Origin of the sequence: Pseudarthrobacter sp. B4EP4b (genome assembly GCF_006680095.1) — a bacterium.
Taxonomy (GTDB): domain Bacteria; phylum Actinomycetota; class Actinomycetes; order Actinomycetales; family Micrococcaceae; genus Arthrobacter.
The window spans coordinates 73,780-94,474 of sequence record NZ_VHIJ01000019.1 but is presented as its reverse complement, the minus strand read 5'-3'; the positions used below and the strand labels follow the sequence as shown (position 1 = coordinate 94,474).

General features: G+C 65.8%; 18 protein-coding genes. 9 read left to right on the top strand and 9 right to left on the bottom strand.

Translation table 11 applies throughout. The features are described from left to right. The first annotated feature begins 26 nt into the window (after positions 1-26). On the top strand, positions 27-284 hold the full coding sequence (secG, locus tag FNL14_RS07445) for a preprotein translocase subunit SecG (protein WP_050055341.1): 258 nt from the start codon (positions 27-29) through the stop codon (positions 282-284). 113 nt (positions 285-397) lie between these two features. Continuing rightward, entirely contained in the window at positions 398-790 is a 393-nt protein-coding gene (locus FNL14_RS07440; protein WP_091418775.1) for an RNA polymerase-binding protein RbpA, read from the top strand. Here FNL14_RS07440 and pgl read toward each other — a convergent pair. From pgl to tkt, 6 genes are read right to left on the bottom strand one after another with little or no spacing between them, the layout of a single operon-like run. Continuing rightward, entirely contained in the window at positions 743-1,561 is an 819-nt protein-coding gene (gene pgl, locus FNL14_RS07435) for a 6-phosphogluconolactonase (protein WP_142058923.1), read from the bottom strand. The two genes, FNL14_RS07440 and pgl, sit on opposite strands and share 48 nt — an antisense overlap. Beyond that, on the bottom strand, positions 1,551-2,492 hold the full coding sequence (locus tag FNL14_RS07430; protein ID WP_142058921.1) for a glucose-6-phosphate dehydrogenase assembly protein OpcA: 942 nt from the start codon (positions 2,490-2,492) through the stop codon (positions 1,551-1,553). Before FNL14_RS07430 ends, pgl begins: the two co-directional genes overlap by 11 nt. After that, positions 2,489-4,060, bottom strand: coding sequence for a glucose-6-phosphate dehydrogenase (gene zwf / locus FNL14_RS07425; RefSeq protein ID WP_142058919.1), 1,572 nt, complete (start codon positions 4,058-4,060; stop codon positions 2,489-2,491). Before zwf ends, FNL14_RS07430 begins: the two co-directional genes overlap by 4 nt. 13 nt (positions 4,061-4,073) lie before the next feature. Then, complete coding sequence (locus FNL14_RS07420; RefSeq protein ID WP_142058917.1) at positions 4,074-5,708, bottom strand: glucose-6-phosphate isomerase; 1,635 nt, start codon at positions 5,706-5,708, stop codon at positions 4,074-4,076. A gap of 6 nt (positions 5,709-5,714) precedes the next feature. After that, the gene (tal, locus tag FNL14_RS07415) at positions 5,715-6,830 is read right to left on the bottom strand and encodes a transaldolase (RefSeq protein WP_142058915.1); all 1,116 of its coding nucleotides are present in this window, start codon (positions 6,828-6,830) and stop codon (positions 5,715-5,717) included. Positions 6,831-6,857: 27 nt separating this feature from the next. After that, the gene (tkt, locus tag FNL14_RS07410) at positions 6,858-8,975 is read right to left on the bottom strand and encodes a transketolase (RefSeq protein ID WP_142058945.1); all 2,118 of its coding nucleotides are present in this window, start codon (positions 8,973-8,975) and stop codon (positions 6,858-6,860) included. A 543-nt stretch (positions 8,976-9,518) separates the two neighbouring features. On the opposite strand from tkt, the gene FNL14_RS07405 reads away from it, so the two are divergent. The 3 genes from FNL14_RS07405 (at position 9,519) to FNL14_RS07395 (ending at position 13,786) form a co-directional block, all read left to right on the top strand. Next, on the top strand, positions 9,519-10,475 hold the full coding sequence (locus tag FNL14_RS07405) for a heme o synthase (RefSeq protein ID WP_142058943.1): 957 nt from the start codon (positions 9,519-9,521) through the stop codon (positions 10,473-10,475). A gap of 88 nt (positions 10,476-10,563) precedes the next feature. Next, a complete protein-coding gene (locus FNL14_RS07400; protein WP_142058913.1) occupies positions 10,564-11,319 on the top strand; it encodes a bifunctional 2-polyprenyl-6-hydroxyphenol methylase/3-demethylubiquinol 3-O-methyltransferase UbiG in 756 nt (251 codons plus the stop codon). Positions 11,320-11,455: 136 nt separating this feature from the next. Continuing rightward, complete coding sequence (locus FNL14_RS07395; protein ID WP_142058911.1) at positions 11,456-13,786, top strand: bifunctional SulP family inorganic anion transporter/carbonic anhydrase; 2,331 nt, start codon at positions 11,456-11,458, stop codon at positions 13,784-13,786. 80 nt (positions 13,787-13,866) lie between these two features. Here the strand turns inward: FNL14_RS07395 and FNL14_RS07390 are convergent, their stop codons facing one another. The 3 genes from FNL14_RS07390 to FNL14_RS07380 are packed head-to-tail and all read right to left on the bottom strand — an operon-like array spanning position 13,867 to position 16,611. Further along, on the bottom strand, positions 13,867-14,811 hold the full coding sequence (locus FNL14_RS07390; protein WP_142058909.1) for a heme A synthase: 945 nt from the start codon (positions 14,809-14,811) through the stop codon (positions 13,867-13,869). 7 nt (positions 14,812-14,818) lie between these two features. Next, positions 14,819-15,646 carry an ABC transporter permease gene (locus FNL14_RS07385; RefSeq protein WP_370455814.1) on the bottom strand — a complete coding sequence of 276 codons (828 nt, stop codon included), beginning with the start codon at positions 15,644-15,646 and terminating at the stop codon, positions 14,819-14,821. Then, positions 15,643-16,611, bottom strand: coding sequence for an ABC transporter ATP-binding protein (locus FNL14_RS07380; protein ID WP_142058907.1), 969 nt, complete (start codon positions 16,609-16,611; stop codon positions 15,643-15,645). Before FNL14_RS07380 ends, FNL14_RS07385 begins: the two co-directional genes overlap by 4 nt. A 114-nt stretch (positions 16,612-16,725) precedes the next feature. On the opposite strand from FNL14_RS07380, the gene FNL14_RS07375 reads away from it, so the two are divergent. From FNL14_RS07375 to FNL14_RS07360, 4 genes are read left to right on the top strand one after another with little or no spacing between them, the layout of a single operon-like run. Further along, positions 16,726-17,559, top strand: a complete 834-nt coding sequence (locus FNL14_RS07375) for a metalloregulator ArsR/SmtB family transcription factor (RefSeq protein WP_142058905.1) — start codon at positions 16,726-16,728, stop codon at positions 17,557-17,559. Then, positions 17,559-19,022, top strand: a complete 1,464-nt coding sequence (gene sufB / locus FNL14_RS07370) for a Fe-S cluster assembly protein SufB (protein ID WP_091418785.1) — start codon at positions 17,559-17,561, stop codon at positions 19,020-19,022. Before FNL14_RS07375 ends, sufB begins: the two co-directional genes overlap by 1 nt. Before the next feature lie 2 nt (positions 19,023-19,024). Next, the gene (gene sufD / locus FNL14_RS07365) at positions 19,025-20,308 is read left to right on the top strand and encodes a Fe-S cluster assembly protein SufD (RefSeq protein WP_091418786.1); all 1,284 of its coding nucleotides are present in this window, start codon (positions 19,025-19,027) and stop codon (positions 20,306-20,308) included. A 24-nt stretch (positions 20,309-20,332) separates the two neighbouring features. After that, entirely contained in the window at positions 20,333-20,692 is a 360-nt protein-coding gene (locus tag FNL14_RS07360) for a non-heme iron oxygenase ferredoxin subunit (RefSeq protein WP_091418787.1), read from the top strand. The last annotated feature ends 3 nt before the right edge of the window (positions 20,693-20,695 follow it).

Here is a 20,695-nt window from a genome sequence, read left to right as displayed (position 1 = left end):
TCATTCCAACTTTCTGAAAGGCCGTCGTGGACGTTCTTCATGTCATTCTGCAGATCCTCCTTGGCATCACCAGCCTCCTGCTGACGTTGCTGATCCTCCTCCACAAGGGACGGGGCGGCGGACTGTCCGACATGTTCGGTGGCGGCATGAGCTCTGGTTTGAGCTCGTCAGGCGTGGCAGAGCGCAACCTGAACCGGTTCACCATCATCCTCGGCGTCACGTGGGGCATCGTGATCATCGCCCTGGGACTGATCATGCGCTTCACCGGCAGCGGCGACTCCTGATTCCCGCCTAAAAGGTTCGGCGCGGGCACTGCCGCGGCGCCGGTCCGCGAACTAAACTGTGGCTGTCGGTTCTCCGGCAGCCACAGTTCTGTTTAACACAGGCAGGAGTCTCGATGATTCATCCAACATCAGGTTTCCGGGGCACCCGGGCGGGCGCAACGGCGGGAACAGGGACCAGCCTGGAGACCGGAGCCCACGGGAACGACCTTCCCCGCATCCGGATCTCGTACCTGTGCGCCAAAGGACACGAAACGCAGCTCGTCTTCCTCAAACTCCCCGAGGACCAGATCCCGGCCGTGTGGGACTGCCGGCACTGCGGGACGGCTGCAGCCCGGGACGGCGTGGCTCTTGCTGATACGGACATCCTGGAGGACGGCTACAAGAGCCACCTGGAATACGTTAAAGAGCGGCGCTCCAGCCAGGACGCCGAAGACCTCCTGGCTGGAGCGCTGGAAAAGCTACGCGCCCGCAGCGTCCTTCCGGACGAGCTGATGCGGGACGCGTGAGGCGGCGTTTTCGTCGATCAGCCACAGGGTTCGTGATGTGCCACGCGGACCGGCAGCGGGAACCTGGACGGGATTGGCGCCGGCCAGGGCCAGCCCCACAGCGCCGGCCTTGTCCTCACCGGCCACCACCATCCATACTTCGGCAGCGGTATTGATGGCCGGCAGTGTCAGGGACACACGCAGCGGAGGGGGTTTGGGCGAATTGCGGACGCCCACCACGGTGCGGGTTTTCTCCCGGATGCCGCCCTGCTCGGGGAAGAGTGACGCGATGTGTGCGTCCGGTCCCACGCCCAGCAGGACAACGTCCAGGCGGGGGAGCGCGGAAGGCTCCTCCGGCCGGTCATCAGACATGTCGGCCGCGTGCTCTTCAGCCGCGGCCTCGCGCAAGCGGCGCGCATAGTCCTCCGCTGCCTCCTCCGGGCTGCCGAACTGGTCCGCTGAGCCGGGCTCATGGACACGGTCAGGGTCCACCGGAATGTGCGAGAGCAACGCGTCGTACGCCTGTTTGGTGTTCCGGTCAGCGTCATCCGAGGCGACGAACCGCTCATCTCCCCACCAGAAATTGACCTTCGACCAGTTGACTGCGGGAGCAGCCGGAGAGTCAGCAACAGCCTTCAGCGTGCCGATGCCCACCGTGCCGCCGGTCAGCACCACGGTGGCTTCACCGTACTTGTCCTGAACATCAACAAGCTTGGTAATCAGGCGGGCCGCAATGGCTGCCATTAGCACCGACGAATCAGGATGGATGCTTACTCTTGGCTCAACGCTCACTGGGTCGGACGCTCCTTAGATTTGTTCGTGGCAGTCCCATAGTAATCACTTCGCCGAAGACTTCGTCCGGGTCCAGGCGTCGCAGCTCCTCCGCCAGGCAGTCGCGGAGGCTGCGGCGCGGCAGCGAGATCCGCTGGGCGGGCTGGCCGGGCTGGGTCAGCTCGGCCACGGACAGTCCCGGACGGAAGAGCTGGACGTCGCCGCCGGGGCGGGAGAGCCGGACCCGGCGGATACCGGTTCCGGCGGGGTCCGCCACGATGGTCACCGGCGCCTCCAGGGCAAGGGTGAGCCACGCCGCGAGGAGGATGGTGGACGGGGAGTCCGAAGCACCCTCGACGGCGACCGCGGTCACCGGCGAGGAGTCCACTTCGTCCAGGGCCGCCGCGAGCTGGATCCGCCAGTTGGTCAGGCGGGTCCAGGCCAGGTCCGTATCACCGGCCCGGTAGGTTTTGTGGATCCGGGCGAGTGCCGCCTGCGGGTCGGGTTCGTTGGCGGAGTCGGTGATCCGGCGGTGCGCGATCCGCCCGATGGAGGTTTCGCAGGCGTTTTCCGGGGCGCCGTGCGGCCACCAGGCCACGATCGGCGCGTCCGGGAGCAGCAGCGCGGCGACCAGGGACTCGGACTCGTGGGAGAGCTGGCCGTAGCCGCGCAGCACGATCACCTCGGACGCGCCGGCGTCACCGCCCACCCGGATCTGGGCGTCGAGCCGGTCCTCGGCGTCCGCTCCGGCGTCGGCCAGAACGATGATCCGGCAGGGGTGTTCCCGGCTGGCATCGTTGGCGGCCTCGATGGCTTCTTCCTCAAGGCCGGACTTGGTGACCACCACAAGGGTGAGCACCCGGCCCAGGGCGATCACGCCGCCCTGCTCGCGCAGCGCCATCAGCTTCTTGGACACGTTGGAGGTGGTGGTATCCGGCAGGTCTACAATCATGGCCTTCTCCAGGTTCGTCCGTCGCGGGCCAGCAGCTCATCAGCGCTGGCCGGCCCCCAGGAGCCGGGGGCGTAGGGTTCGGGCTGTTCGTCCAGGGTGGCCCAGTAGTCCTCGAACGGGTCAAGGATCTTCCAGGACAGCTCCACTTCCTCATGCCGCGGGAACAAGGGCGGCTCGCCCAGGAGCACGTCCAGGATCAGCCGCTCATAGGCCTCGGGGCTGGATTCGGTGAACGAGTGGCCGTAGCCGAAGTCCATGGTCACGTCGCGGACTTCCATCTGCGTGCCCGGCACCTTGGAGCCGAAGCGGATGGTCACACCCTCATCGGGCTGGACCCGGATCACTACGGCGTTCTGGCCGAAGTCATCCTCCCCGTGGTCACGGAACAACAGGTTCGGTGCGCGCTTGAACACCACCGCGATCTCGGTCACGCGCCGGCCCAGGCGCTTGCCGGCGCGCAGGTAGAACGGCACCCCGGACCAGCGGCGGGTGTGGATGTCCACCCTGATCGCGGCGAACGTTTCGGTGGTGGAATCGGCAGGGATGCCCTCTTCCTCCAGGTAGCCCTGGACCTGCTCGCCGCCCTGCCAGCCGCCGGTGAACTGCCCCCGCGCCGAGTGCGTGGACAGGTCATCGGGGAGCTTGACGGCGGCGAGGACCTTTTCCTTCTCCGCGCGCAGGTCATCGGCGTTGAAGGAGATGGGCTCCTCCATCGCCGTCAGCGCCAGCAGCTGGAGCAGGTGGTTCTGGATCACGTCCCTCGCGGCGCCCACGCCGTCGTAATAGCCTGCCCGGCCTCCGGTGCCGATGTCCTCGGCCATGGTGATCTGGACATGGTCCACGTAGTTCGCGTTCCACAACGGCTCGAACAGCTGGTTCGCAAACCGCAGCGCCAGGATATTCTGGACCGTTTCCTTACCCAGGTAATGGTCGATCCGGAACACCGCATCCTGCGGGAACACCGACTCGACGATGTCGTTCAGCTTCCGGGCCGACTCAAGGTCGTGCCCGAACGGCTTCTCGATCACCACGCGCCGCCACTTGTCCCCCTCAGCCTGCGCCAGGCCGTGCTTGGACAGCTGCCGGCAGACCTGCTCGAACGCCTTCGGCGGGATCGACAAATAGAACGCGTGGTTCCCGCGGGTGCCACGGACGTCGTCGAGTTCCTTGATGGTCTCACCGAGACGCTCAAAGGCTCCGTCGTCGTCGAACTCGCCCTGGACAAAACGGATGCCTTCGGACAGCTGGTTCCACACCGCCTCATCAAAAGGCGTGCGCGCGTAGGACTGGACGGAGGCCTTCACCTGGCCGGCGAAATCCTCATCAGTCCACTCCCGCCGTCCAAAACCCACCAACGCAAAGCTCGGCGGCAGCAGCCCGCGGTTGGCCAGGTCATACACGGCCGGCATGAGCTTCTTGCGGGCAAGGTCACCGGTAACTCCGAAGAGCACCAGCGAGGACGGGCCGGCAATCCGGTTCAAACGGCGGTCACGGGGATCCCGGAGCGGATTACGCAGCGTTTTGCCGGGACGCGTCCCGGGCGACCTGCCGTATTCAGTTTCTGGCATGTTGCTTTGTGCCTTAGCTTTCGGTGACGGAGGCTGACCTGGCGGACAGCGCAGCAATGATGTCCTGCAACTGTGCCACACCGGCTGCCCGGTTCGTCAGGTGCAGGCGAAGCACGGGGCGCCCGTGCTCGCTGAGGACCTGGGCATCGCCCGCGGCCTGCGCGGCAATCAGTTCCCCGAAGGTAAAGGGACGTTCCGGGATGGCGAGGTCCTCCGCCGAAGCAGCGGTGACCTGCAGGAATACGCCGACTGCCGGGCCGCCCTTGTGGAACTGGCCGGTGGAGTGCAGGAACCGGGGGCCCCAACCGAACGTCACGGGACGTCCAGTGACGGCAGCGAGTTCGTCGCGTACACCTTCCAGCTCCGCGAATGCCAGACGGTCAAAGTAGGCCTGGACACTGAGGTAGCTGTCCGCCTCGAGCGTCTCCAGCAGCGCCTTGACGGCACCCTCCGCAGTGGAAGCATTGCCGAGCCACTCGCCGCCACGAACCTCGATGGCACCGTCAACGAAAGCTGCCGGCGTGGGCTCCGGCTGTGCGTCCAGCAGGCCGCGGGCGGCTACCTTGGCGGCCTCCACGTCCGGCTGGTCGAACGGGTTGATCCCCAGCAGGCGCCCGGCCACGGCCGTGGCAAACTCCCAGACCATCATCTGCGCGGCGAGCCCGCCGGCGATGGCAACCTGGTTCTCACCGAGTTCGACGTCGGCATCCGCGGCCACCAGGCGCACCACCAGCACGTCATCGGCGCCCGTGGTCACCTCCGGCGAGTTGGGACCAGCCACCACCGGCAGGACACCGGTGCCGAGCTTGCCCGTGGACTCGGCGATCAGCTGCTCGGCCCAGTCGGCGAAGCCCACTATGCCCGAACCGTCCTCGGCGATGACGATCTTGTTGCGCAGCGGGCTGGTCCCGCCCAGCGCGGTCCCCAGTGCCAGGCCGATGTTCTCAGGAGCATCCTCGTTGAGGACCTCGGCTGCTTCCTCGGCCTCGTCCAGGAAGGCCTGGATGTCCACGCCGGCCAGGCCCGAGGGCACCAGGCCGAACGCGGTCAGTGCGGAGAAGCGGCCGCCCACGTTGGGGTCGGCGTTGAAGACGGCCCGGTAGCCGGCCTCGCGGGAGGCCTTGTCCAGCGGGGAGCCCGGATCGGTGACGATGATGATCCGGCTCGCGGCGTCGATGCCGGCGTCGTTGAACGCCTTCTCGAAGACCCTCCGCTGGGAATCAGTCTCGACGGTGGAACCGGACTTGGAGGAGACCACTATGGCGGTCTCTTCCAGCCGGTCCGCCAGGGCAGCACGGACCTGGTCCGGATCCGTGCTGTCCAGCACAGTCAGCTCGACGCCGGCGGTGCCGGCGATGACCTCCGGAGCCAGCGAGGATCCGCCCATGCCGCAAAGCACAATGCGGGTCACCCCCTCGGCCCGGAGCGCGTCACGCAGTTCCAGGATCTCGTTCACCAGCGGCTGCGAGACGCTGGCCGCCTCAACCCAGCCGAGGCGGATGGCCGACTCGGATTCGGCGTCGGGACCCCACAGGGTATGGTCCTTCGCGAAAATCCGGGTGGCGATCCGTTCCTCCACCAGGGCGGGAAGGTGCTGTTCGAGTGCCTGCTGTGCGGCACCGGTGGCTTCGTAGCTGAGTGTGCTCATTGTTGGTTAGGAGGCCTTCCGTGCAGAGGCGAGGGCGCCCTCGACGTCGCCGAGCAGTTCCTTCCAGCTGGCCACGAACTTGTCCAGGCCTTCGGATTCGAGGATTGCGACGACGTCGTTGTAGGAGATGCCGAGCTTCTCGAGCGCGTCGAGGGTTGCGTTGGCTTCGTCGTAGGTGCCAATGACGGTGTCACCGGTGACCACGCCGTGGTCGAAGGTGGCGTCCAGCGTCTTCTCGGGCATCGTGTTCACCACGCCGGGAGCAACGAGCTCGGTGACGTAGAGGGTGTCCGGGTAGGCCGGGTCCTTGACACCGGTGGAGGCCCACAGCGGGCGCTGGGGGAGTGCGCCGGCTTCGGCCAGCAGGGCCCAGCGTTCGGTGGAGAAGAGTTCTTCGTAGACCTGGTAGGCGAGGCGGGCGTTGGCCACGCCGGCCTTGCCCTTGAGGGCCTTGGCTTCATCGGTGCCGATGGCATCAAGGCGCTTGTCGATCTCGGTGTCCACGCGGGAAACGAAGAAGGACGCCACGGAGTGGATCTTGGAGAGATCATGGCCGTTTTCCTTGGCCTGCTCCAGGCCGGCCTGGAAGGCGTTGATGACGGCGCGGTAGCGCTCAAGCGAGAAGATCAGTGTCACGTTGACGCTGATGCCCTCGGCCAGGGTTGCGGTGATCGCCTCAAGGCCCTCAAGCGTGGCCGGGATCTTGATGTGGACGTTGTCCTTGTTGACCTTCTTGTACAGGTGCTTGGCTTCGGCGATGGTGCCGGCGGTGTCCCAGGCCAGGCGCGGGTCAACTTCGATGGACACGCGGCCGTCAACACCCTTGGTGGCTGCTGCCACGGGAGCGAAGAGGTCGCAGGCATCGGCGACGTCGGTGGTGGTGATTTCGAAGATGGTGTCCTCGACGCTGGCCCCGGCTGCTGCCTGGGCGGCGATGGTGGCGTCGTAGTCCGTGCCGGAGGTGATGGCGGCGTGGAAGATGGACGGGTTGGTGGTCACACCAACCACGTTCTTCTCTTCGATGAGCTTGGCCAGGGTGCCGGTTTCCAGGCGTCCGCGGGAAAGGTCATCGAGCCAGATGGAAACTCCGGCTTCGGAGAGCTGCTGTGTGGGAGTAGTCATGATGTTTTTCTCCTCAGAAATTGGTTGTTAGGCCTGCAGGCCTGCGAGGGAGTCCTTGGCAGCGGCGGCAACTGCTTCCGCGGTGATGCCGAACTCCTGGAAGAGGCGCTTGTAGTCGGCGGAAGCGCCGTAGTGCTCGAGGCTGACGGAACGGCCGGCGTCACCGACGAATTCCTTCCAGCCCAGGGCCAGTCCTGCTTCAACGGACACGCGGGCCTTGACGGCGGCGGGCAGCACGGACTCGCGGTAGGCGGCGTCCTGCTTGTTGAACCATTCAACGCACGGCATGGACACAACACGGGCCGCGATCCCCTCGGCCTGCAGGGCTTCGCGGGCCTGGACGGCCAGCTGGACCTCGGAGCCGGTGGCGATCAGGATCACGTCGGCCGGGACGGTGGCGCCGTCCTTGGCCGCTTCGGCCAGGACGTAACCGCCCTTGGCGACGCCGGCCACGGAACCGAACGTGTCGCCGTCGGCTGCGCCCTCGCCGCGCTCCCAGGTGGGGATGTTCTGGCGGGTCAGCACAATGCCGGCGGGGTTGCTGTGGTTTTCCAGCATCGTCTTCCAGGCAACAGCCACTTCGTTGGCGTCACCGGGGCGGACCACGTCCAGGCCCACGATAGCGCGCAGCGAGGCGAGCTGTTCCACCGGCTGGTGGGTGGGGCCGTCTTCGCCCAGGCCGATGGAGTCGTGCGTCCAGACATACAGGGACGGAACACCCATCAGGGCGCCAAGGCGGATGGCCGGGCGCTGGTAGTCACTGAAGATCAGGAACGTGCCCGAGAAGGCACGCGTGCGGCCGTGCAGGCTGATGCCGTTCACGATCGACGCCGCGGCGTGCTCACGGATGCCGAAGTGCAGGACCCGGCCGTAGGGGTTGCCCTTCCAGGCGTCCGTCTGCTTCGAGGCGGGAACGAACGACGGCGAACCCTCGATGGTGGTGTTGTTCGACTCCGCGAGGTCCGCGGAACCGCCCCACAATTCGGGCAGGACCGGGCCCAGTGCGTTCAGGACCTTGCCTGACGCGGCGCGGGTGGAGACGTCCTTGCCGGCGGGGAACACCGGAAGGGCCGCGTCCAGGTCTTCGGGAAGTTCCTTGGCCTCGATGCGCTGCAGCAGGGCAGCGCCTTCGGGGTTGGCTGCCTGCCAGGCGTTGAAGGACTCTTCCCATTCCTTGCGCGCGGCGGCACCTCGGTCCACCACGGCGCGGGCGTGGGCCAGGACGTCCTGGTCCACGTCGAAGGACTTGGCCGGATCGAAGCCCAGGACCTCTTTGAGCGCTGCGACTTCCTCGGCACCGAGGGCAGAGCCGTGGATCTTGCCGGTGTTCTGCTTCTTGGGGGCCGGGTAGCCGATGATGGTGCGCAGCGAGACGATGGAGGGCTTGGAGGTTTCAGCCTTGGCGGCCAGGAGCGCGGAGTAGAGCTCCTGCACGTCTTCCTTGTATTCGCCGGTCTTGGTCCAGTCCACGCGCTGGACGTGCCAGCCGTAGGCCTCGTAGCGCTTCAGGACATCTTCGGTGAAGGCGATGTCGGTGTCGTCCTCGATGGAGATGTGGTTCTCGTCGTAGACAACAACGAGGTTGCCCAGTTCCTGGTGGCCGGCCAGCGAGGAAGCCTCGGACGTGACGCCTTCCTGCAGGTCGCCGTCGGAAGCGATCACCCAGATGGTGTGGTCGAACGGGCTGGTCCCCGGGGCGGCGTCGGCATCGAACAGGCCGCGCTGGCGGCGCTGGGAGTAAGCGAAGCCAACAGAGGACGCAAGGCCCTGGCCCAGCGGGCCGGTGGTGATTTCCACACCGGCGGTGTGCTTGTACTCCGGGTGGCCCGGGGTCAGTGAACCCCAGGTACGCAGCGCCTCAAGGTCCTTCAGTTCCAGGCCGTAACCGGAAAGGAACAGCTGGATGTAAAGGGTGAGTGAGGTGTGGCCGGGTGACAGGACGAAACGGTCACGGCCCAGCCACTCGGGGTTGCGGGGATCGTGGCGCATCAGCTTCTGGAAGAGAAGGTACGCCGCCGGCGCCAGGCTCATGGCCGTTCCGGGGTGTCCGTTGCCCACCTTCTCCACCGCATCCGCGGCCAGAACGCGGATGGTGTCCACCGCGCGCTGGTCCAGGTTGGTCCAAGACAGTTCTTGCTCTTCCAAATGTGGCACGAAAACCGGGCCCCTCTCTGTGCTGATGGCAGGCGGCACACCGGGTCCGTTTGAACGCGCGCCGCGTGGCGCCCGCTGCGGTGTGTACCAGCCGTTCACCATCGAAACGTTGATCTTTCACTCAGCCACTGGCCAGTCGGGAATGCGTTTTCCACCGCTTCCTGCTGCGTGCTGATCTGTTTGACAGCTTAGCTCCATTCCATTCTCCGGGCGGGCCAAATCTCACGTTGTGGACGCAATTTCCCCTTATTTGAACCCCCCCTGAAGTGAGGTTGAGTTAATCTGCTCGAATCGGTGCGCGCGCAATCACCAGCACCAATTCCGGGACGATTGCCGCGGCTGCATGACGGACCGTTGGGAGGGGAGCGGCACGGTATGATATTCGGAGGCCAGCGCCGGGCTGCAGACCTTTGTGGCCGCCCGGGGACTCCCGGCCCCGGCGCGCGGATCACCTGATAATGGTTCCGCCGGCGCCCGGACGGGCAGGGCCGCATGACACAGCTGGACAGCCAGACAGAACTGCCAACAGAACGGGTGACTGCCACCGTGAGCACAACAGATACGCCGCTGAACGCATCCCGGGCAAGCGCCGGGATTGCCCGTAAAGCAAAGGCGTATCTCGCCCTCACCAAGCCCCGCGTGATTGAGCTGCTGCTCGTCAGCACGCTGCCCACCATGATCTATGCCGAGCGCGGCTTTCCCTCCATCGGGCTGATACTGGCCACCCTGGTGGGCGGTGCTTTCGCCGCAGGCAGCGCCGGAGCCTTCAACTGCTACATTGACCGCGACATCGACAAACTGATGCACCGCACCGAGAACCGGCCGCTGGTTACTGGTGAAGTCACTCCCCGTGAAGCCTTGGTCTTCTCGTGGCTCCTCGGCGCGGCCGCCATCGCCATCCTGTGGTTCGGGGCCAACCCGCTGTCCGCCTGGCTCGGACTGGGCGCCATCTTCTTCTACGTGGTGATCTACACAATCATCCTCAAGCGGCGCACCGCGCAGAACATCGTGTGGGGCGGCGCCGCCGGCTGCTTCCCCGTCCTGATCGCCTGGGCCGCTGTCACCAACTCGGTGGAATGGCCCGCCGTGATCCTCTTTATGGTGATCTTCCTATGGACACCGCCGCATTACTGGCCGCTGTCCATGCGTTACGGCGAGGACTACCGCAACGCCAACGTCCCCATGCTTGGCGCCATCGCCGGCGCCAAGGTGGTCTCGGTCCAGGTGGTCCTCTACGCATGGGCCATGGTTGCATGCTCGCTGCTCATGGTTCCCGCCGGCGGGGCGGGCTGGGTCTACACCGTCACGGCTGTCCTGGCCGGCGCCTGGTTCCTGTACGAATCACACTCCCTCTATAACCGGGCCCAGCGCGAGGACATCTCGGATAAGCGCGCCATGAAGGTCTTCCACGGTTCCATCAGCTACCTCACCCTGCTCTTCATCGCCTTGGCGGTCGACCCGTTTATCGGCCAGGCGGTCATGGCCGGCTAGTCCGCGTCACTCGGCACTGCCGCTGTCCCCCTGCACACCGGCCGCGTTGCCGCTGGTGGGCCGGCGTGCCAGGTGCAATAGTGGCGGGGTGATCAACCAACAAGAACTTTGGGATGCCGACGCTGCCGCCCGGTACGATACGCCCGGAGTGGGAATGTTCTCCCCGGAGGTACTGGGCCCCACGGTGGAGGTCCTGTCACAGCTTGCCGGTTCCGGTCCTGCCCTCGAATTCGCCATCGGCACGGGTCGGGTTGCCATCCCCCTGTCCGAGGCAGGGGTCCAGGTCACCGGCATCGAACTGTCGCATGCAATGATCGCCGGCCTCCGCGGGAAGGCGGATGAGCGCCGCATTCCGGTGGTTCAGGGTGACATGATCGACGCATCGGCCGGGAACAACTATTCGCTGGTGTTCCTGGTGTTCAACACCATCTCCAACCTCCTGACCCAGGACGAGCAGGTCCAGTGTTTCCGCAACGCCGCACTTCACCTCGCACCTGGCGGACGCTTTGTCATTGAGCTCTGGGTGCCCCAACTGCGGTCGCTTCCGCCCGGGCACGGCGGGACTGTCGAGGTGAGCCAGCCAGGCTATTTGCTGGTGGACACCTATGACGTGCTCCGGCAGCACGTGACATCCCACCACGTGCAGTTCGGCCCTGAACTGGAGGCCGGGCGTAATGCGCGAATTGACCGGACACCCCACCGCTATATCTGGCCCGCAGAGCTCGACCTGATGGCACGGCTGGCGGGATTCGAGCTGGAATCCCGGTGGGCCGACTGGGACCGGAGCGAATTCACAGCCGACTCCCGCAGCCATGTGTCCGTCTACCGGCTGGCGGGCTTATAACGGGCGCGGCCGAGAAAAGGTTCCGCAGCTAAGACAATGATGTGACTGAGTTGTCATATCCGTCACGTTTCCTGTCAGTCCGCGTGACTCCGTGCTTACGCTTGGATGGATCCTGCCCGCAAGCAAAGGAAAATCCATGGCACAGGCGCCCGATCCATCCACCGTCCCCACTGCGGTCCACAGCCCGCCAGCCAAAGGAAGGGGCACTAGCAGATTCCGGCGGCCCGGCTTCCTCAAGCATCTGGGCAACGATATCCCGGCCTCCTTGGTGGTGTTCCTTGTTGCCCTTCCACTTTCCCTCGGCATAGCCGCAGCATCCGGGGCGCCCATCATGGCGGGGCTGATCGCAGCCGCCGTCGGCGGCATCATTGCCGGCAGCCTGGGCGGATCCCCGCTCCAGGTCAGCGGACCCGCTGCCGGGCTCACCGTCGTTGTGGCCGGACTGGTCCAGGAGTTCGGCTGGCAGGTGACCTGCGCCATCACCGCTGCAGCCGGCGTCGTCCAGCTGCTGCTGGGCATCAGCCGCGTGGGACGTGCAGCGCTGGCCGTCTCGCCCGTGGTGGTGAAGGCGATGCTCGCCGGCATCGGCATCACCATCATCCTGCAGCAGATCCAGGTCCTGCTGGGCGCCGAACCGGCCGGCTCAGCGCTGGAAAACCTGGCCGCGCTGCCTGCGGCCATTACCAATGTCGAACTGCACGCAGCCCTGCTGGGGCTCACCGTTGTGGGCATCCTGCTGGGCTGGAAGTACCTTCCCGCCGCAGTCCGCCGCGTTCCCGGGCCGCTGGCCGCCGTCGCTGCCGGCACCGCGCTTTCCGTTGCTTTCGCCCCGGCGGTCCAGCGCATCTCCTTTGAAGGCTCCATTTTCGACGCCGTTGCGTTGCCGCAGCTGCCCGAGGGCAACTGGCGTGCCGTCGCTTTCGCCGTCATCTCCATGGCCCTGATCGCCAGCATCGAATCGCTGCTTTCCGCGGTTGCCGTCGACAAGATGCACACCGGGGCGCGCACCAACCTCAACCGCGAGCTCGTGGGCCAGGGAGCGGCCAATATCGTTTCCGGTTCCCTGGGCGGCCTGCCGGTGACCGGCGTGATTGTCCGAAGTGCCACAAACGTCGAGGCCGGCGCCGCCACCCGTGCTTCTGCCGTCCTCCACGGTATCTGGGTCCTCGCGTTCTCAGCCATCTTCGCCGGACTGATCCAGCTGATCCCACTGTCTGTCCTGGCCGGCCTGCTGGTGGTCATTGGTGCCCGCCTCATCAAGGTTGCCGACATCCGCACCAGCCTGCGCACGGGCGACCTCATGATCTATGTGGTCACCCTCCTCAGTGTGGTGTTCCTGAACCTCCTCGAAGGCGTGATGATCGGGCTGGCGCTGGCCGCGGCCAGCGTGCTGTGGCGCGTGCTCCGGGCGGCAATCCACGCACACCAGCCCGTCTCGCCGTCGGACCCCTGGCGGGTCACCATCGCCGGGTCCTGCAGCTTCTTCGCCTTGCCGCGGCTGAACCGCGTGCTCCACTCAGTGCCCGCGGGAACGGCCGTTGTGGTGGAGCTGAACGCAGACTACGTAGACCACGCCTTCCGCGAAGCCCTGATCGCGTGGCAGAAGCAGCACGAAGCGGCCGGCGACACCGTCCGCCTTGAAGAACACGGAAACACCCTCTTCCAGGACGCGGCACACCGGACCCCGCAGCGGCAGGAAGCCCGGGAACTCCCGCTTCCGCCCAGGACCTCATGGCAGTCCGCCGGGCCCTCAGGGAATGGAGCCGGCGATGCAGCCGGCGGACAGCACAGCCAGCTCGGATCCCTCCTGGCGGGGATCAACAAGTACCACCGGCGCTTCGCCGACCAGGTCAAGCCCCTGGTCCAGGACCTGGCGGACGGCCAGGACCCGGACACGTTGTTCGTTGCCTGCGTCGATTCCCGGGTGAACCCCAACCTGATCACCAGCAGCGGCCCGGGCGATCTCCTGACCCTGCGGAACATCGGCAACGTGGTGTGCCACGAAGGCCAGGATGCCTCGATCGACTCGGCCCTGTCCTTCGCCGTCAAGGGCCTCAACGTGCATTCGATCGTCATCGGCGGGCATTCCAACTGCGGTGCGATGAAAGCACTGATCGAGGACGCCATGGGGAACGGCAACGCTTCGCTCGGCGCAGGCTTCGATGCCTGGCTCAACCACGCGCGGCCCAGCTACCGCGAACTCGCCCACCATCCCGTGGCGCTGGCCGCGGAGGCTGCCGGCTACAACCCGGTGGACCAGTTGGCCATGGTGAACGTCGCCGTCCAGTTGCAGAAGCTGGAGTGCCATCCTGTGGTTGGCCCTGAACTCGCCGCCGGCAGGGTGCAGGCGACCGGCCTGTTCTATGACATCGCCACGGCCCGTGTGCTGCTGGTGGAACGGGGCGGCATCCGGTTCCTCGATCCCGCCCAGGCCGCAAAAGCTGCTGCCCCGACGCTTATGCGGTGACAGGCAAGGTTTGCATCTGCGGTTAGCGCAGCAGTGCCCCCGGTTCGAACCGAACCGGGGGCACTGCTTTTGCGGCGAAGCTACTCCACGGGGCTCGCTTTAGCGAGATCCCAGGCGTTGGTTGAGGCCACCATCAGCAGCGCGGCGCCGAGCATGTGGGCGGCCACCAGGGGGGCCGGGATGCTGTTGTAGTACTGGGTGAAGCCGATGATGGCCTGGAGGATGGTCACACCGAGGAGCCCGATCACGGCGGTGCGGAAGGGGCCCCGGATCCGGCGCAGGAACACGAGCGCAAGCGCCACAACGGTTCCCGCTGTCACCAGGTACGCGGGCACGGCATGGATGTGGGAGAACAGGTCCCAGTCCAGGCCGTTGCGGGGAGCATCGGCGTCGCCGGCGTGCGGGCCCGCTCCGGTGACCACCACACCAAGCATCACGGCCATGGCGGAAAAAAGTGCGACGGCGGCCGTCACCGGCCGCATGATCCCCGGCAGGGCCGGGTGCCGGGCAGCCACAAAACGTCCGGTCCGGCCGAAAGCGCGGTTGACCAGCAGCGTGGCGAACACCACCAGCGCCATGGACACCAGGAAGTGCAGGCCCACCACCCAGGGATTGAGGTTCGTGAGCACGGTGATGCCGCCGATGATGGCCTGCGCCGGGATGCTGGCCAGGAGGCCCAGGGCCAGCAGGAAGAGGTCGCGCCGCTCCTTGCGGAGGTTCCACAGGTACACCAGCATCAGGGCTGCCACTGCCGCCAGGGCGAAGGTCAGGAGCCGGTTACCGAATTCGATGAAGCCGTGGATCCCCATTTCCGGGGTGTTCACCAGGGAGTTATCGGTACAGCGCGGCCACGTGGGGCAGCCCAGGCCGGACGCCGTCAAGCGGACCGCGCCGCCGGTTACCACCAGGAGGGTCTGGCCAATGAGCGAGGCAACGGCAAGGCGCCGCACCCTGACGTCCACGGTGCGCGGCAGCCGGGATGACAGGCGGTTAACGAACTGGGGGAGGCGTGACGCCGTGCTCACGGATATCTCAATTCCACTTGAACCAACGGATGGCAGCTGCCCCGGCGATGACCGTCCAAAGCAGCAGGATAAGGGCGGCGGCGCCGTTGAGCGTGCCACCGAGGAAAGCTTCACGCAGGGACTCACCCAGGGCGCCGGAGGGCAGGAAGTGCACCACTGACTGCGGGCCGGCGGGCAGCCGTTCGGCCGGGATGACAATTCCGCCCAATGCGCCCAGGAGGATCCACAACAGGTTGGTGATGGCCAGTGTCGCTTCGGGCCGGACCGTCCCGGCCACCAGCAGGCCGAGCGCGGTGAAAGCAGCGGCACCCAGGGCCAGGAGAAGCAGGCCGGGCAGCCACCCGGCTGCCTCGGGCCGCCAGCCCAGCGCAAAAGCCACTGCACTGACGACGGCGACCTGGAGGCAGAGCACAGCCAGGACTGAAAGTGCCTTGCCGGCGATCAGTCCACCGCGGCCCAATGGCGTGGTGGACAGGAAACGGAGGACGCCGTAGCGGCGGTCGAACCCGGTGGCGATGCCCTGGCCGGTAAAGGCGGTGGACATGGCGCACAGCGCCAGGATGCCCGGTACCGCAACATCTATGCGGCTGCCGCCCATCCCGTCGAGGAACGGCGTCACGGTCAGGCCAACCAATGCAAGGAGCGGCAACACTACCGCCAGAATCAGTTGCTCGCCGTTGCGGAGCATGGCAAGGGCCTCGTATTTGCCCTGCAGCAGCACCCGCCGCAGCAACGATGCAGGCCGCTGGGATCCGGCCACTCCGCCCAAAGCGGCGATGGGTGCATTGCTTGCACCGGCGCCGGCACCGGCAGCGCCGGACGCGGTCCCATTCATCGGATGTCCTTTCCCGAGATATCCAGAAAGACGTCTTCAAGGCTACGCGCCTGCAGGCTCATCGAAGCAGGCATGATGTTATGCGCTTCCCACCATCGGGCCAGGGCTGCGAGGTGGGCCGGGGTAAGGCTTCCTGTGACGGAGTAGCTTCCTGCACGGGCCTCGGACACGGCAATGCCGGCCGGGAGAACGCCGTCGAAATCCAAACCCGGGGCTGCCTCGAACTCCAGGGTACGGATGTGTTCCGCGCCGGCCTCCACTCCGGGATTGCGCTGGAGCAGTTCCTGGACGGTCCCCTCGGCGACGTTCCGGCCGCCATCAATGATGTAGACGTAGTCGGCCAGGCGCTGGGCGTCGTCCATGAGGTGGGTGGTAAGGATGATCCCCATCCCCGCCTCCCGGAGTTCAGCGATCAGGTCAAACACCAGCTGGCGGGACTGCGGGTCCAGGCCTGCGCTCGGTTCGTCGAGGAACAGTACTTCCGGCCTGCCGATCAGTGCGGCGGCGAGGGCGAGGCGCTGCTTCTGCCCCCCGGACAGGCGCCGGACGGTGGTGCGGCTGAAACTATCGATGGCCAGACGCTGGATGAGGTCGTCCACGGGCCACGGTGTTTCGTAGAGTCCCGAGATATGCCGCAGCAGCGGAATCGGCCTGGACGACGGCGGCAGCCCGCCGTCCTGGAGCATCACACCTACGCGCGAGCGAAGCTCAGCCCCGGCCGAGGCAGGGTCCTGCCCCAGGAGCGAGATGGTGCCGCCGCTGCGCTTCTGGAGGCCCTGGGCACACTCGAGCGTGGTGGTTTTTCCGGCGCCGTTGGCGCCAAGCAGTGCTGTCACCTGGCCGCGCTCGGCGACGAGGGAGACCCCGCTGACCACCCGGAGCATTTTTCCGTCCAGGCTGGGAAGCGGGCCAACATCCTTAATGAGCCCGCTGATGGACAGAACGGGGGATTGGGGGGATCGCACCCGAGTATTCTACGGGATGTAGTATTTACCGCCGGCCTCCGGTGCCCCACTCAGGTCAGCCTGTCCTTACTGGATTGCGGGACTAAATTACGACAACATTGTGTTGTGTATTCCATGAGCAATGCTACTGCTGTGCCCTTTGCCGGGCAGGGAGCCTCCGAGGCTCCCGCAGACCGTGGCCGGCCGGCCACCGGTCCGGTGGCTGACGCCGATGAGCGCACCAGGGACCGGGTCCTGTCCGCCGTCCTGGAGCACGGACCTGTCAGCGCCGCCGAGCTCGGGGACCTGCTGGGCTTCACGCCTGCGGCCGTGCGGCGGCACCTGGACCATTTGTCCCGTGCCGGTGTGATCGAAGTCAAGCGTGTGGCCAGGGCCGGCGCAGGGGCAGGCCGTCCCGCACGCCGTTATGTCCTCAGCTCGCAAGGTCAGTCGAGCCTGGGCAACGACTACCTCGATATCGCCGCACTGGCCCTCCAGCAGCTCCAGAAAATGGCGGGGCCGGACGCCGTGCGGGCCTTCGCCGTCGAGCGCTTCGCTGACATGGAGCGCCGCTACGCGCCGGAGATTGACAAGGCCGGACCGGACATCGCAGACCGCGCGAAAGCGCTGGCCGAGGCCCTGAGCCGCGATAATTTCGTTGCCTCCGCAGCCTCCATCGAAGCCAAGGCGCCGCTCCCGGCCGCCCTTTCCAGTGTGCAGCTGTGCCAGGGGCACTGCCCCATCCAGCAGCTCGCTGCCCGGTTCCCGGTGTTTTGCGATGTGGAGACCGAGGTCTTTTCCAGGCTCGTGGGCGTGGACGTCCGCCGGCTCTCCACGCTGGCCCGCGGCGGGCACGTCTGCACCACCCATATTCCTACAGGCAGGCTGTCTGCCCGGGTGCCCACAAGGCTCCCGGGAGCCCCCGCCAGCCTGAATGAAGTAAACAACCATCAGCAAGAAAGGCCGTGATGACGGACCAACTATCAGAGAAAGCAGTCGCCGAAAACACTGTGATCTCGGAGATTCTGGAAAAGAATCCCGAGCTCCACGGCATCGGCACCTACGAGTACGGATGGGCCGACAAGAACGACGCCGGCGCCAACGCACGCCGTGGGCTCAACGAAGAGGTAGTCCGGGACATTTCGGCGAAGAAGAGCGAACCGGAATGGATGCTCGACCTTCGCCTCAAGGGCCTGAAGTACTTCGACCGCAAGCCCATGCCCACCTGGGGCGCGGACCTGTCCGGCATCGACTTCGACAACATCAAGTACTTTGTCCGCTCCACCGAGAAGCAGGCAGCCACTTGGGAGGACCTCCCCGAGGACATCAAGAACACCTACGACAAGCTGGGCATCCCCGAAGCCGAAAAGCAGCGCCTGGTTTCCGGTGTCGCCGCCCAGTACGAGTCCGAGGTTGTCTACCACCAGCTGCGTGAGGACCTTGAGAGGCAGGGTGTCATCTTCCTGGACACCGACACCGCCCTGAAGGAACACCCGGAGATCTTCCAGGAGTACTTCGGCACCATCATCCCGGTGGGCGACAACAAGTTCGCCTCGCTGAACACGGCCGTATGGTCCGGCGGGTCGTTCGTGTACGTGCCCAAGGGCGTCCACGTGGATATCCCGCTGCAGGCATACTTCCGCATCAACACGGAAAACATGGGCCAGTTCGAGCGCACGCTGATCATCGCCGACGAGGACTCCTACGTCCACTACATCGAAGGCTGCACCGCGCCCATCTACACCTCGGACTCCCTGCACTCGGCAGTTGTGGAAATCATCGTGAAGAAGGGCGCCCGCGTCCGCTACACCACCATCCAGAACTGGTCCAACAACGTGTACAACCTGGTGACCAAGCGTGCCATCTGCGAAGAGGGCGCCACCATGGAATGGGTCGATGGCAACATCGGTTCCAAGGTCACCATGAAGTACCCGGCCGTGTACCTCGTGGGTGAGCACGCCAAGGGCGAGACCCTGTCCATCGCGTTCGCCGGCGAAGGCCAGCACCAGGACACCGGCTCCAAGATGGTCCACATCGCGCCGAACACCAAGAGCTCCATCATTTCCAAGTCCGTGGCCCGCGGCGGCGGCCGTGCAGCCTACCGCGGCCTGGTCCAGGTCCGCGAAGGCGCCAAGCACTCGGCCAACACGGTCCGTTGCGACGCGCTGCTGGTGGACACCATCAGCCGTTCGGACACCTACCCCTACATCGACATCCGCGAGGACGACGTTGTGATGGGCCACGAGGCAACTGTTTCCCGGGTCAGCGAAGAGCAGCTCTTCTACCTGATGTCCCGCGGCATGCGCGAAGACGAAGCCATGGCGATGATCGTCCGCGGCTTCATCGAGCCGATTGCCCGCGAGCTCCCCATGGAGTACGCACTTGAGCTGAACCGCCTGATTGAACTGCAGATGGAAGGGTCCGTCGGATAACGATGACTGAAATCACTACTGAAAAGGCACGTATCGGCGCGCCCTCAGCCCAGCCGTTTATTAACGGCTTCACCGAAGAAGGCGAGAGCCTCTCACCCATCAACGCGGGCACCAAGGCACCGCTTGCCGGGGATTCAGCCAAGAGCCACTCCCACGGCGGCGGCGTCGGTATCCCGGACAGCTCCCGCGCCGGACGCCTCACGTCCTACAAGCTGGCCGACTTCAAGCCGCTCACCGGCCTGGAGGAAGACTGGCGCTTCACCCCGCTCAAGCGTCTCCGCGGGCTGCACTCCGAGGTCCTCTCCGGCGCCGCACCCACCGTGGTGGTTAACGGCCCCGAGCAGGTCACCGTTGAAAGCGTCGGCCGCGATGACAAGCGCATCGGTACCGCCGGCATCCCCGAGGACCGCGTGTCCGCCAATGCGTGGGAGAACTTCGCCGGAGCCACCGTGGTGACCATCCCGTCCGAGTTTGAGGCGACGACGGAGATCAGCGTCGACATCGAAGGCACCTCCCTGGAGGCCGCCGCCCAGCACCTGGTGATTGTCGCCGAGAAGTTCTCCAAGGCAGTTGTGGTCCTGAACCACAAGGGTTCCGCCGTGGTCTCGGAGAACGTGGAGATCATCGTCGAAGACGGCGCCAGCCTGACGGTCATCACGCTCCAGGAATGGAACGACGACGCCGTCCACGCCTCCTCCCAGCAGGCAAAGATCGGCCGCGACGCCAAGCTCAAGCACGTTATGGTGAGCCTGGGCGGCGACCTGGTCCGCGTCACGCCGTCGGCCCGCTTCACCGCCCCTGGCGGCGAGGCTGAAATGTTCGGCCTGTACTTCGCCGACGCCGGCCAGCACCTTGAGCAGCGCCTCTTTGTGGACCACGCAGTGGCCAACTGCAAGTCCAACGTGCTCTACAAAGGCGCACTGCAGGGGCGCAACGCCCATGCAGTCTGGGTTGGCGACGTCCTGATCCGCAAGGAAGCCGAAGGCACCGATACCTACGAGGCCAACCGCAACCTGCTGCTCACCGACGGCGCCCGCGCCGACTCCGTGCCCAACCTCGAAATCGAGACCGGCCTGATCGAGGGCGCAGGCCACGCCAGCGCCACCGGCCGCATGGACGACGAGCACCTGTTCTACCTGATGGCCCGCGGCATCCCCGAGGACGTTGCCCGCCGCCTGGTGGTCCGCGGCTTCCTGAACGAGATCATCCAGCAGATCAAGGTCCCCTCCATTGAGGAGCGGCTGACCGACGCTGTTGAACACGAACTCGCACTGACGGACAACTAGAAGGCACGGAGCACGGGTTTACAAATGACTGACCAGCCAAAGGGCGAGCTTGTCTGCAAGGTGGATGAAATCCAGCTGAAGCAGGCGTTGCGGATCCTGATCGACGACTACCCTGTGGCCATCGTCAAGGACTCCATGGGGGAGATCCACGCCATCGGCGACACCTGCTCGCACGCGGACATTTCACTGTCCGAGGGCGAAGTGGAGGGATGTGCCATCGAGTGCTGGGGCCACGGCTCCCAGTTCGACCTGCGCACCGGCGAACCGCTGCAGCTGCCGGCCTATGATCCCGTGCCCGTCTTCGCCGTCGAGATCAGGGGCGATGAGGTCTACGTGGACTTCACCAGCGTCCTCAACGGCGCCGAAGCACCCAACTTCAGCTAGCAC

What these genes read in the sequence shown, in the direction of transcription:
- FNL14_RS07420 (WP_142058917.1), bottom strand. Translation starts at nt 5,708, where the DNA reads ATGAGCACACTCAGCTACGAAGCCACCGGTGCCGCACAGCAGGCACTC.
- FNL14_RS07375 (WP_142058905.1), top strand. Translation starts at nt 16,726, where the DNA reads ATGAGCAATGCTACTGCTGTGCCCTTTGCCGGGCAGGGAGCCTCCGAG.
- FNL14_RS07430 (WP_142058921.1), bottom strand. Translation starts at nt 2,492, where the DNA reads ATGATTGTAGACCTGCCGGATACCACCACCTCCAACGTGTCCAAGAAG.
- zwf (WP_142058919.1), bottom strand. Translation starts at nt 4,060, where the DNA reads ATGCCAGAAACTGAATACGGCAGGTCGCCCGGGACGCGTCCCGGCAAA.
- FNL14_RS07385 (WP_370455814.1), bottom strand. Translation starts at nt 15,646, where the DNA reads ATGAATGGGACCGCGTCCGGCGCTGCCGGTGCCGGCGCCGGTGCAAGC.
- tal (WP_142058915.1), bottom strand. Translation starts at nt 6,830, where the DNA reads ATGACTACTCCCACACAGCAGCTCTCCGAAGCCGGAGTTTCCATCTGG.
- sufB (WP_091418785.1), top strand. Translation starts at nt 17,559, where the DNA reads ATGACGGACCAACTATCAGAGAAAGCAGTCGCCGAAAACACTGTGATC.
- FNL14_RS07395 (WP_142058911.1), top strand. Translation starts at nt 11,456, where the DNA reads ATGGCACAGGCGCCCGATCCATCCACCGTCCCCACTGCGGTCCACAGC.
- sufD (WP_091418786.1), top strand. Translation starts at nt 19,025, where the DNA reads ATGACTGAAATCACTACTGAAAAGGCACGTATCGGCGCGCCCTCAGCC.
- FNL14_RS07360 (WP_091418787.1), top strand. Translation starts at nt 20,333, where the DNA reads ATGACTGACCAGCCAAAGGGCGAGCTTGTCTGCAAGGTGGATGAAATC.
- FNL14_RS07440 (WP_091418775.1), top strand. Translation starts at nt 398, where the DNA reads ATGATTCATCCAACATCAGGTTTCCGGGGCACCCGGGCGGGCGCAACG.